The organism is Bacteroides sp. AF25-5LB (assembly GCF_003602965.1).
GTDB classification, from domain to species: Bacteria; Bacteroidota; Bacteroidia; order Bacteroidales; family Bacteroidaceae; genus Bacteroides; species Bacteroides uniformis.
In genome coordinates, this window is record NZ_QTMC01000001.1 from 427,238 (window position 1) to 439,940 (window position 12,703).

General features: G+C 45.6%; 10 protein-coding genes. 4 read left to right on the plus strand and 6 right to left on the minus strand.

Going from position 1 to position 12,703, the window contains the following annotated elements; all coding sequences use genetic code 11:
* Positions 1–219: 219 nt before the first annotated feature.
* The 4 genes from DWY57_RS01765 to DWY57_RS01780 all read right to left on the minus strand — a co-directional run bounded on the left by DWY57_RS01765 (position 220) and on the right by DWY57_RS01780 (position 6,399).
* Positions 220–2,496, minus strand: a complete 2,277-nt coding sequence (locus DWY57_RS01765; RefSeq protein ID WP_117965937.1) for a GH92 family glycosyl hydrolase — start codon at positions 2,494–2,496, stop codon at positions 220–222.
* Positions 2,497–2,561: 65 nt separating this feature from the next.
* A complete protein-coding gene (locus tag DWY57_RS01770; RefSeq protein ID WP_165491389.1) occupies positions 2,562–3,551 on the minus strand; it encodes a FecR domain-containing protein in 990 nt (329 codons plus the stop codon).
* A gap of 11 nt (positions 3,552–3,562) precedes the next feature.
* Positions 3,563–4,156, minus strand: a complete 594-nt coding sequence (locus DWY57_RS01775) for an RNA polymerase sigma-70 factor (RefSeq protein WP_117601122.1) — start codon at positions 4,154–4,156, stop codon at positions 3,563–3,565.
* Between the two features lie 11 nt (positions 4,157–4,167).
* A complete protein-coding gene (locus tag DWY57_RS01780) occupies positions 4,168–6,399 on the minus strand; it encodes a GH92 family glycosyl hydrolase (RefSeq protein ID WP_117601123.1) in 2,232 nt (743 codons plus the stop codon).
* Between the two features lie 174 nt (positions 6,400–6,573).
* On the opposite strand from DWY57_RS01780, the gene DWY57_RS01785 reads away from it, so the two are divergent.
* From DWY57_RS01785 to serS, 4 genes are all read left to right on the plus strand, one after another.
* Positions 6,574–8,586, plus strand: coding sequence for an HAD-IA family hydrolase (locus DWY57_RS01785; protein WP_119961245.1), 2,013 nt, complete (start codon positions 6,574–6,576; stop codon positions 8,584–8,586).
* Between the two features lie 225 nt (positions 8,587–8,811).
* Complete coding sequence (gene rplU, locus DWY57_RS01795) at positions 8,812–9,129, plus strand: 50S ribosomal protein L21 (protein WP_005828892.1); 318 nt, start codon at positions 8,812–8,814, stop codon at positions 9,127–9,129.
* A 22-nt stretch (positions 9,130–9,151) separates the two neighbouring features.
* The gene (rpmA, locus tag DWY57_RS01800) at positions 9,152–9,421 is read left to right on the plus strand and encodes a 50S ribosomal protein L27 (RefSeq protein WP_117601126.1); all 270 of its coding nucleotides are present in this window, start codon (positions 9,152–9,154) and stop codon (positions 9,419–9,421) included.
* 141 nt (positions 9,422–9,562) lie between these two features.
* A complete protein-coding gene (gene serS, locus DWY57_RS01805; protein ID WP_119961246.1) occupies positions 9,563–10,837 on the plus strand; it encodes a serine--tRNA ligase in 1,275 nt (424 codons plus the stop codon).
* Positions 10,838–10,984: 147 nt separating this feature from the next.
* On the opposite strand, the gene DWY57_RS01810 is transcribed toward serS, so the two are convergent.
* Positions 10,985–11,686, minus strand: a complete 702-nt coding sequence (locus tag DWY57_RS01810; RefSeq protein WP_119961247.1) for a LytTR family DNA-binding domain-containing protein — start codon at positions 11,684–11,686, stop codon at positions 10,985–10,987.
* A gap of 1 nt (position 11,687) precedes the next feature.
* Complete coding sequence (locus DWY57_RS01815; RefSeq protein ID WP_009037054.1) at positions 11,688–12,701, minus strand: histidine kinase; 1,014 nt, start codon at positions 12,699–12,701, stop codon at positions 11,688–11,690.
* Positions 12,702–12,703: the final 2 nt, after the last annotated feature.

Consider the following 12,703-nt stretch of genomic DNA (forward strand, 5'->3'; position numbering starts at 1 on the left):
ACACTTACTGAAAAAGTATCTTTTTTATCATTAATCCTAAAAAAAAAGAGTTACCCCGAAAATAAGTTGATATATCATTTTGCTCAATATTACTAACGAAGTAAATAATTATTTCCACCTGATTCAAGAAAAACACCTATAATACAGATAGTAAATAACAAAATGATATATCAACTTATTTTCGAGGCAACCCTTTTCTTACTATATTATTACTATTCTTTACTTCTTCAGTTCATTCGAGAAAGAATAAGGATAATCTTCCGGCTGCGTACCTCTCTTCATATTAGGCTGGCTGCCCATATCAAACCTCAAGGTACCGCCATTCTGCAAATTGCCATGCGTCAGATAATTCCTGGAATAATCCACGCCGTTCACCTTGAGAGACTCGATATACATGTTCTCCGGTGAGTTATCCGGAGCGTCAATTGTCAGGGACTTACCGTTCTCGAAATGGAGGGTAGCCTTACGGAACAGAGGGGCGCCCAGTACATACTCGTCCGTACCAGGGCAAACCGGATAGAAACCAAGTGCAGAGAAGACATACCACGCAGAAGTCTGACCGTTGTCCTCGTCACCGCAATAACCGTCGGGACCGGCAGTGTACATGCGGTTCATTACCTGACGAAGCCAATATTGGGCCTTCCAAGGCTCCCCGGCATAATTATAAAGGTAAATCATGTGCTGGATGGGCTGGTTGCCATGGGCATAGTTACCCATATTCATCACTGTCATCTCACGGATTTCATGGATTACCTGGCCGTAATAGCTGTCATCGAACAAGGGTGGAACAATAAATACAGAGTCAAGCATCTCCACGAAAGATTCCTTGCCACCCATCAAGTCTATCAGACCTTGAGGGTCGTGGAATACAGACCAGGAATAGTGCCAACTGTTACCTTCAGTAAAGGCGTCACCCCACTTCAATGGAGAGAAAGGAGCCTGGAACTGGCCGTCTTGATTACGACCACGCATCAGCTTGCTTTCCTTATCAAACACATTCCTATAGTTCATGGCACGTTCCGCAAAGAGTTTCTGCTCCTTCTTCGGACGGTTCAACTCTTTTGCCATGCGGTAGATGCACCAGTCATTATAAGCATACTCCAAAGTACGGGCAGTGTTCTCGTTGATTTTCACATCGTAGGGAACATAACCAAGCTTATTGTAATACTCATAGCCGAGGCGACCCGTAGAAGAGACCTCGGGATGGACATTCTTTGTACCGTTGATGAGACCTTCGTACAGCGTCTGCACATCCTCCACCTTCACACCTTTCAGATAGGCATCTGCCAGTACGGAAGCAGAGTTGTTGCCAATCATACAGCCACGGTGACCCGGACTTGCCCATTCGGGGAAGAAACCGCTTTCCTTATAGGTGTTGACAAGACCTTCCTGAATCTGCCTGTTCACTGACGGATACATCAGATTAAGGAATGGAAAGAGACAGCGGAAAGTATCCCAGAAACCGGTATCCGTATACATATAACCGGGCAGCACCTGACCATTGTAAGGGCTGTAATGAATAGGACTTCCCGCCTCATCCAGTTCATAGAATGCACGGGGGAATAACAAGGAACGATACAAACATGAGTAGAAAGTACGGTACTGGTCAAGGGTTCCGCCTTCCACATCAATACGGCCCAGCACCTTGTTCCAGGCATCCTGACCTTTCTGAACCAATGTTTCCAAATTGTCATTGCCAAGCTCCTTCAAGTTACGGTCAGCCTGCTCAAAACTGATGAAAGAAGAGGCTACACGGGCATGTACCACTTCACCCTTGCGGGTTTTGAAGCCGATAACAGCACCGGCGTGTCCGGCTTCCTGCTCAACCTTATTCTCGGTCAAGACGCCATCGGCTACAGACGCCTTATAAGTAAAAGGCTTGTCGAACTCTATCACGAAATAGTTCTTGAAGTTCTCGGGAACACCGCCGCTGTTACGGGTAGTATAACCGATAATACGATTCTGTTCCGGAAGTATCTTCACATAAGAGCCCTTGTCAAAGGCATCAACAACAACGTATGAATGATCATTTTCAGGGAAAGTGAAACGGAACAATACGGCACGGTCGGTAGGGGTGAACTCGGTAACCACATCGTGTTCGGCAAGATATACCTTATAATAATGAGGAAGTGCCACTTCGCCCTTGTGGGAGAACCAGCTTGCACGCTTCTCCTCATCAAACTCGGGCTTGCCAACCACCGGCATGATGGAGAACTGCCCGTAGTCGTTAATCCAGGGACTGGGCTGGTGTGTCTGCTTGAAACCACGGATCTTGTTCGCGGTATAGACGTATTGCCAGCCGTCACCCATCTTACCAGTCTGAGGAGTCCAGAAGTTCATACCCCAGGGACGTGCGATCGCAGGATAGGTATTACCGGTGGAAAGCTCGAAAGTAGACTGCGTGCCGACAAGAGGACTGACATACTGGGTAAAGTCCTTGGCATGCAGCCACAAGGAACTGCTCACAAAAAGAAACAATAGGATTAATTTTCGCATAATATTAGAAAGTTGTTAGTATTAAATAAATTCTTCTCGTCATATCTCGGATTTGTGCGGCCTTCCTACTTCATTGAGGAGAGGAAAACACTGTTCCCCACAATTTTATACTCCAATGGAATGGCATTCTTTATCAGATTCAGCACAGCCCCCACACTCTCTTTTTTCTTCAGTGTACCCGAGTAGGTCTTGCTTACATCTATGTTCGGTGCCAGAATTATCCTCACCCCATACGAATTCTCCAATGTACGCGCAATGGTGTATAGGTCAGCCTTCTCAAAGACAAACTCATTATTGTGCCAGTTTTCGATTCCCGTATCCACCTGCTTCACCACCAGACGCCTAGTCATTCCGTTCAGCTCGGCTTTCTGTCCGGGGGCAAGGATAATCATACCCTCGCCATGATTGCCTTTCACCTCTACTTCGCCTTTCAGAAGGGTAGCTACTGCAGACATCTTAGCCTTGTCAGACTTGAGGTTGAAAACAGTTCCCAATACTCTGACCTGCATGGCCTCACTCTGTACGACAAACGGTTTTTCCGGATTCCTCATTACCTCAAAATATCCTTCTCCTTCCAGATAAACCTTTCTTCCCTTCCCTGCAAACTCATACGGATATTTCAAGGTAGTATTTTTATTCAGCCAGACTTTTGTGCCATCCGGCAGTTTCAGTTCCTTAATCTTATCATGAGTGGTGACAGCCAGTAATGTTTCCGGCTGGCTATAAGTCTGATAAAAAAGATAGCCGAAAGTACCCAAAAGGAAGAAGCCCACAAATACGGCCGCATACCGCATCCATCCAACCATCCTCCGTACCTTGTATTGTTTCGTCTTCTCTTGTTCCAACCTTTTAAACAATCGCTTTTCGACCTTTTCTATGTCTTGTGCATTCGAAGTATCCCCCAGTCTCCCCAAGTGGTAAATCTCCTCCAGCCTGAACAATTCGCGTGCATTCTCACCCGACCCTTCCAGCCAGGCGTTCACCTCACGAAGTTCATCTTCCGTACATTCACCCATAAGGAACTTGGCCAATATCTCCTCATTCAACTTATTCATTCTTTCCTTCATTATGATAATAAAACAACGCTGCTCGCAAAAACACTTACTTTCCCGATGAAAAACAGAGCCAACATCAGGTTCAGATACCCCAGTTTATCGCGCAGCAACTTCAAAGCTTTGTACATGTGAGCCTCCACCGTACGCAATGACACTCCCATCGTATCAGCTATCTCCTTATTCTTCATATCATGCAAATAGCTGAGTTTGAATACCATCCGGCACTTGTCCGGCAATTCATTGATGGCATCGGACAGCTTCCTTCTGAGTTCGGCATCCTCTATCCGTTTCACCACATCATTGCTGTCGGGTTGATAGAACTCAACCCTCTTTTTATGGATTTCGAGCATGACAGCCTCATAGCCACTTACAATGTCCCGATGCTTCAGAACGTTCAAGGCACGGGTATACACCGCCCTATACAGAAAAGCCTGAATCTGCTCTCCCACCTTCATGGTATCTTTCCGCTTCCACAGCTCCACGAAAACATCCTGCACCACATCTTCCGCATCTTCTTCCCCCACAATGCGTGTGGCGTAGAACAGCAGATTGGTATAATACCTGCGGAAAAGGGATTTATATGTCAAGTCGAAATGTTCATCCATATTTTAGCCGGTTATCGGGGGCTGTACCATGCATCACCTGGCTTATCCCCCATTTCAAATTCGAAAACACTTCCATCCATTATCTGTTCATGCGTAATATAACTTTTGTCATAGCTCTTACCGTTGAGTTTGACAGATTGAATGTAGCAATTTTCCTTGCTCACCGCCGGTGCCAGTACCTTAAAGGTCTTTCCACCAGGCAGGTGCATCTTCATTTCCGGATATAGGGGGGTACCGATTTCATATTTTCCGCCAACCGGGTCTACCGGATAAAAGCCCATCGCACTGAACACATACCAAGCAGACATCTGTCCGCAATCCTCGTTGCCACACAAACCGGCAGGAGTGTTCAGGTAGAGTTCATGCATCACCCGGGCTGCATATTTCTGGGTTTTCCAAGGTTGATCCACAGCATTGAACAGATAAATGACGTGATGGCTAGGCTCATTTCCATGTGCATACTGGCCAATCATTCCGGTGCTGAAAATAGGCAGCTCATCATCTGCAGAAGGATTATAGGTAAACATACTGTCCAGCTTCTGGGCAAACCGTTCCTTACCTCCGGTCAAAGCTATCAAGCCGTCAATATCCTGCTGTACAGACCAGAAGTACTGCCAGCCGTTGCTCTCGCAGATGTGCGGAGTATAGTCGTCCGGCGAGAAGTTCCGGATAAACTCTCCCTTGTCATCACGGGGCTGCATGAAAGAACTTACCGGATTGTAAACATTCCGGTAATTACGGGAACGCTTATAAAACTCGTCCGCTACCTCCTTATCGCCCAGTTTCTCTGCCATACGGGCTATACAATAGTCATCGTATGCATATTCCAGTGTTTTAGAAAGTGACCAGTTTTCCGAATTATACTGATCCGTCACATTATAAGGAACATAAGCATATTTCTTATATAACCCAATGCCACGATAAGAATCGATATTGGCAGTAGCTACACAAGCCTCCAAGGCCTTTTTCGCATCGAAGTCCCCAATACCTTTCAGATAGGCATCTACAATAACTGGTACAGAGTGGTAACCTATCATCATATCTGTCTCGCTCCCCTGAAAATTCCATACGGGAAGGCGACCGTTCTGTTCGAAGAAGGCGAGGAAGGACTTCACCATATCGTTCACCCGTTCCGGCTCAATAAAGGTATAGAGAGGATGAGCCGCACGGTAAGTGTCCCACAAGGAGAAAGTACTGTAATTTGTCCAGCTCTCCGCACGGTGCACTTGCTTGTCGGGACCGTAATAAGCACCGTCCACATCACTGTAAATGGTAGGAGCAATCATCGAATGATACAAAGCCGTATAGAACTTGACTTTCTCATCACGGTCATCGCATTTTATTTCTATCCGGGACAATTGTTTGTTCCAATCATCCTGCACAGCTGCCAGGTATTTGTCGAAATCATCATCGGGTACTTCGGCTGCCAAATTACGTGCCGCCCCTTCCATACTCACACCGGAGATGGCAGTACTAACAAGAATCTGTTCTCCTTCCTTAGTCTGAAAGTCGAATCGTGCAATGACGGATGTCCCTATCCGCTTGCCATCTTTCTCTATGGCAGCTGTATCGAGCTGCATCACAACAAACGGTTTGGAGAAACGGGTACGGAAGTAGAGGCGCTGGTCGCGTGCCCAACCGTCAGAGTAACGGTAACCTTGCACCGTTACCGAATCGACGACTTCTATGTGAGAATCATTGGTAAAATCCCAATTCATGGCTTTCCGCAAATTCAGGAAAACGGCAGCATCGGCTTTGGGGAAAGTATACCGCTGAATGCCACAACGCTCGGTGGCCGTCAACTCTACATTGATATTATAATCTTTCAGACGCACCTGGTAATATCCGGCGCTTGCCGACTCTTCCGAATGAGAGAACAAAGAGTGAATGCCGAGCGGAGCTTCCGCCTCCTTATAAGGCAATGTCACCGGCATAAAAGAGATATCATACAAGTCACCAGCGCCGGTTCCGGAGAGATGGGTATGGCTGAAGCCTGCAATGGTACTGTCTGGATAAAAATATCCGGAAATACGGTCCCAGCCCGGCAGTCCGTTGTCAGGACTGAGTTGCACCATGCCAAACGGTGCCTGGGCACCCGGATAGGTGTTTCCAGTAAAATCTGTACCGATAAAGGGGTTCACGAACTCTGTATAAGACACACTCTTCACATCCGACACTTGTGGGGTACATGCCAGAAAGGATGAAAAGACCACAAACAAACAACAAGATTTTATCAAATTCATAACATTATAGGGTTAACGTGTATAGTATAACAACCTAACCGGATAAAACACTTACACATCTTGTCACTTTTTCAACAGAATTCATGCAAACAAAAGTAATACAAAATTCCGATTAATCCTCTTTTTTATTTTGTAAAAATATACTTTACACTATCTTTGCCACAAAAAGTCACAATGAATTACACGACCTATCTTTTCGACTTTGACTATACGCTTGCTGATTCTTCCCGCGGAATCGTCACTTGTTTCCGCAACGTACTGACCCGTCACGGATATACAGAGGTTACAGATGACGACATCAAACGTACCATCGGCAAGACTCTGGAAAACTCTTTTTCCATCCTCACCGGCGTGACAGATGCCGGACAACTGGCAGGATTCAAGGCAGAATACCGAAAAGAGGCCGATACGCATATGACTGTCAATACGGTGCTTTTCCTGGAAACCAAGTCTGTACTGACTGCACTAAAGGACTCTGGCGCCCGCATCGGAATCATCTCGACCAAATACCGATTCCGCATCAAGGAACTCCTCGACCAGCATTTTCCTGAAGATTTTATAGACATCATCGTGGGTGGTGAAGACGTGAAAACCGCCAAGCCATCTCCCGAAGGGCTACTCCTTGCCATTAAGCGGCTACATGTCAGCAAAACCGATACCCTCTATATAGGTGACAGCACGATAGATGCGGAAACAGCCCAAGCGGCCGGAGTAGACTTTGCCGGGGTCACCCACGGAGTAACCACTGCCAAAGAATTGGAAAAGTACCCACACCGGAAAATAATGAGCACTTTGGAAGAACTGCTGGCAGTTCAGGAGGAGCATCCCTCCATATTCAAGATTGAAAGCCCCATCCGACCGGAAAATATGTATGCCACTTCTCCCCGGAAACAGAAAAGGATAAATGCCTGGCAAATCCTCCTTCTATTGACACTCTTTTGGTTGGCTATTGAAGAGCTGGACATGACCGACGACAGCAACTTCTTCCCGGTTGTCTTCATACTGACATTGTGGGGCATCCTCCAAAAAAGAAGGATACTGCCCAACAAAGCAAGAACTTTCATCGACTCATGGTGGCACCCCTACGCAGTACGCCTGCGTGCATTCCACATCAAGCTGATACAAGGAAGGAAAACTCCTCCTGCGAGTACCGAAACCTGCACTTGCCTGAATTGTGGCACCACCTATACCGGCAACTACTGTAACCGTTGCGGACAAAGCCGAAACACTCCACGTTACCGGCTAAGCAACGCCCTTAAAAACATTGCCGGAGGCTTCTTCAATATAGACAATGGTTTTGGACGTACCCTTCTGGAACTCCTCTACCGTCCGGGATACATGATTAGAGACTTCATCGGTGGTAAGCGTATAGAGTATTTTCGCCCGTTCCAGACACTCTTCATTCTTGCAGCTCTTTATATCATGGCTGTGCAACTGGTAGACCCGGAAGCTCTGAGCAAAAAAGCAAAGACGGAAAAGACAGAGCAGACAGACAAAGAAGAAATCATTGCCGCTAAAGAGAAGCTTACCCAAAAGATGGAGAAAACCTATAGCAAAGAGGAAAAGCGAGCCCTCGCCATCACTATAAAAAGCCTGGAGAAAAGCCTGAACAAACTGGAAGAGAAGAACGCCTCCACTTCTGCCACACAGGTATCCGAATCGAACAGCGATGATGGCGACCTCATCGATGAGTTTGTAAACGACACCTCGGAGGTGGGAGACAGACTGGAAAAAGTCTTCCAGAACTCTCCTTTCCTAATGAAAGTATGGAATCTGATGAAGAGCTGGGGACACGGAAACAAAGCATTCCGCATCATTGCCACACTGCCTCTGTTTGCACTTGCTACCCAACTTGCCTTCCGACGCCGGAAATATAAGTTAAACTACAATACCACGGAGCATGTATTCATACAAGCCTACATAGCTTGCCAGATACTCCTGCTAAGCATCATCGTGCTGCCTTTCAACGGGTATGCAAAGGTAGACGATTTGTATGAGCTGCCTTTATGGCTTATTTTCTTCCTATTCTGTTGCGATTACAAACAATTGTACCGCTGCACCTGGTGGAGAAGCTTTTGGCGCACTATCCTCATGCTGACTTACAGTCTTGTGCTACTCGTCATATTTGCATGCCTCGTCATGGCACTAATGCTGGCCGGTATCTATGTACTGAAATTCATCTTGTAACAACAACCATCCCTACATAAATTGTCTCTTCTTGATGAAACAGTTTTTCTCCAATAGGCCAAAAGTACAATCTGCACTAAAAGAATAAAAAAGCAAAAGAACATTTGCCCATTTAGAATAAAAAGAGTACTTTTGTGCCCGATTATTCCGCACCGGGTTCGACCAAGTGCTTTCTAAGTGATTAGAGACCACCCGACGGAGCTAACTTATACATTAATATAAGAAATGTACGCAATTGTAGAAATTAACGGTCAGCAATTCAAAGCAGAAGCTGGCAAAAAACTGTTTGTACACCACATCCAGAATGCAGAAAACGGTGCAACAGTAGAGTTTGACAAGGTTCTTTTGGTAGACAAAGACGGCAACATCACCGTAGGTGCTCCCACAGTAGAGGGTGCAAAGGTTGTTTGCCAGGTCGTATCAAACATGGTAAAAGGCGATAAAGTTCTCGTTTTCCATAAGAAAAGAAGAAAAGGTTATCGTAAGTTGAACGGTCACCGTCAACAATTCACAGAGTTAACAATTACAGAAGTAGTAGCTTAATCAATTAAAACAGTAAGAAAAAATGGCACATAAAAAAGGTGTCGGTAGTTCTAAGAACGGCCGCGAATCACAGAGCAAGAGATTAGGCGTTAAGATATTTGGTGGCGAAGCTTGCAAGGCAGGTAACATCATCGTTCGTCAAAGAGGTACTGAATTCCACCCGGGTGAGAACATCGGCATGGGAAAAGACCACACTCTTTTCGCTTTAGTAGACGGAACTGTAAAGTTCAAAGTAGGCAAGGAAGACAGACGTTCAGTTTCTGTTATCCCCGCAGAAAACGCAGAAGCATAAGTTTCCGAACAAGAAATAAGGAAAAGGGATGCAATCCGAATGGATTGCATCCCTTTCTTTCATGTCAAAAGCAACACTTTATTTGTTTTTTCCATATCTTTGCACTCACAAAACCGAATAACATAAAAACAAGTATAAGATATGCTTACCATCAAACAAATTACAGAAAATACCGACGCGGTTCTCCGCGGACTGGAAAAGAAGCACTTCAAGAATGCGAAAGAAACCATTGCACAAGTGCTGGACTTCAATGACAAAAGAAAAGCCAATCAAACCATCTTAGATAAAAACTTGGCAGAAGCCAACTCACTCTCCAAATCCATCGGACAACTGATGAAGGAGGGTAAGAAAGAAGAAGCAGAAGCCGCCAAAAGCCGCGTGGCCGAGCTGAAAGAAGTCAACAAAGACTTGCAAGCCAATATGGAGCAGGCTGCCAACGATTTGCAGACTTTACTTTACACCATCCCCAACGTTCCCTATGACAGTGTACCCGAAGGCGTCGGTGCCGACGACAATGTGGTAGAGAAGATGGGCGGCATGGAAACCGAATTGCCCAAAGATGCCCTGCCCCACTGGGAACTGGCCAAGAAATATGACTTGATAGACTTTGACCTGGGCGTTAAGATTACCGGTGCCGGATTCCCCGTATACAAAGGCAAAGGTGCACAACTGCAACGCGCGCTCATCAACTTCTTCCTGGACGAGGCACGCAAATCCGGCTATACAGAAGTAATGCCGCCGACAGTGGTGAACGCCGCTTCCGGCTATGGCACGGGGCAACTTCCCGATAAAGAAGGACAAATGTACCATTGCGAAGTGGACGACTTATATCTGATTCCTACAGCCGAAGTTCCGGTAACAAACATCTACCGCGATGTGATTCTGGACGAAAAACAGTTGCCCATCAAGAATTGCGCCTATACTCAATGTTTCCGTCGCGAAGCCGGCTCATACGGAAAAGATGTACGTGGTCTGAACCGTCTGCACGAATTCTCCAAAGTAGAACTGGTGCGCATCGACAAGCCGGAACACTCCAAACAGTCTCATCAGGAAATGCTGGACCATGTAGAAGGTTTGCTTCAAAAACTGGAACTCCCCTACCGCATCCTGCGCCTTTGCGGTGGCGATATGAGCTTCACGGCTGCCCTCTGTTTTGACTTTGAGGTGTATTCCGAAGCACAGAAACGCTGGCTGGAAGTAAGTTCCGTCTCTAATTTTGACACTTATCAAGCCAACCGTCTGAAATGCCGCTACCGTACGGCAGAAAAGAAAACAGAGCTTTGCCATACGCTGAACGGTTCCGCACTCGCTCTGCCACGCATCGTTGCCGCCTTGCTGGAAAACAACCAGACTCCAGAAGGAATCCGCATACCAAAGGCATTGGTTCCGTATACGGGATTTGAAATAATAGACTAAGGCCATAATAGTCACGTGCAGCAATACGCCTTTGACACTTTCTTTCGGGCACGAATTACATGAATTTCACAGTTGCGGTTAGCAAAAAACGTGAAATCCATGTAATTCGTGCCCAGAGTTTTATCATGACAAGCTTCTCCTGCGCAACTACAAAGTATTCTTCAAAATACGTGCAAACACCTCCTCGCGGAAATTACGTGCCACCGGAACAGTATGCCTCCCAACTATAATCCGATTGCCACCTATCATCTCAATCTTTTCCAAATTTATCAGATATGATTTATGGACTTGCTGAAATACTCCACCAGGAAGAGCCTCTATCATACGCTTCATGGTAGAACGTACAAGCAGCTTTGTGCTTTCCGTATAAATACAGACGTAATTTTCCAGCCCCTCCACCACCAGAATATCCTTAAACAACACCTTATGCATCTGACGGTCTGAACGGACAAATATAAAATTATTAGCTTCATCCGGCCATTTCTCCTGCTGCAAAAGACCATGTACTTTATTCACCGCTTTCAGGAACCGGTCAAACGAAATCGGTTTCAACAGATAGTCCGTAACATCAAGTTCATAACCTTTCAATGCATACTGCTCATAAGCGGAAGTGATAATCACATGAGGCGGATGGGCAAGAGATGCCAAGAGTTCAAGCCCCGAAAGATAAGGCATTTCAATATCCAGAAACAACAAGTCCGGCTGCTCAGTCTGCAAAAGAGTGTTCAACTGCATAGCATCTTCACATACACCCATTAAAGAAAGGAAATCCACCTTTTCCACATAGCGTTGCAATCCTTCACATGCAGTAGGCTCGTCATCGGTTATTACACATTTTACCTGTTTCATCCTATAATTCTATCACAAGTTTTACTCTAAACAAAGTATCTCCTCTATTTATGTCCAGCGTATGACGCTCCGGATATAGCAGCTCCAGCCTGCGCCTCAGATTTTCTATGCCGATTCCATGTTTTCCTTTCTGGTGCACTAATGGTTCCGGTATAGAATTTTCAATACTAAAACACAACTTGCCTTCTTTCAGACACATATCCATAGCTATAAAATAGTTCCCTCCCACATATTTGAAAGCATTCTCCACCAACGGTACAAACAACAATGGATAAATCTCAACCTGCGCCTCCATTTCATCGAAATGCACCTGCAACTGCAGCCGCTTCGTAGCACGAAGTTTACATAGGCTGATGTATTGTTTCAGATATTCCACTTCCACACGAACTTGCACTTTCTCCCCGTCATTGTATAATTGGTAACGAAGCAAATCGGACAATTGCTCAAGAGTATGCCGTGGAGCCTCATTATTCTCATCTATCTGAAAATAAACCGTATTGAGTACATTAAAAAGAAAGTGTGGATGATATTGTGCTTTAAGGAATTTCAGCTCTGTCTGGAGCTGGTCATTTTTTATCTTCTCCAATTGCAGGCGTTGAGCTTCGTTTTCCTTCTGTATCATCTGATTACGCAAGAATATATAGAAGAAGCCGCCAAGCAACATACTGACTATGGCGGGAATAGGCACATCGTATAAATCAAGACTTACCCCCATCAAAAAGCGGATAACCCACATCGTCAGAAGACACCAGACGGGAGCTGTCAGGACAACCACCCCGTATTCCTGCCACCACACCAACTTCCGCTTCCGGCACAAACAAAGCCAATACTTCAATAGAAAAAAGATAGGGTAAGACATGAAGAGTACCACAAGCATATCCTTCAACATGAAATTCCACTCATTACTTTCCCAATAGTATTCATGTTTCGGAATATCATTCGCCACACGAATACATAGAAAAAGAATCACGGCAAATAATGCCGGCATCAGCCATTTGTTCCACAGTCTGCCCATAG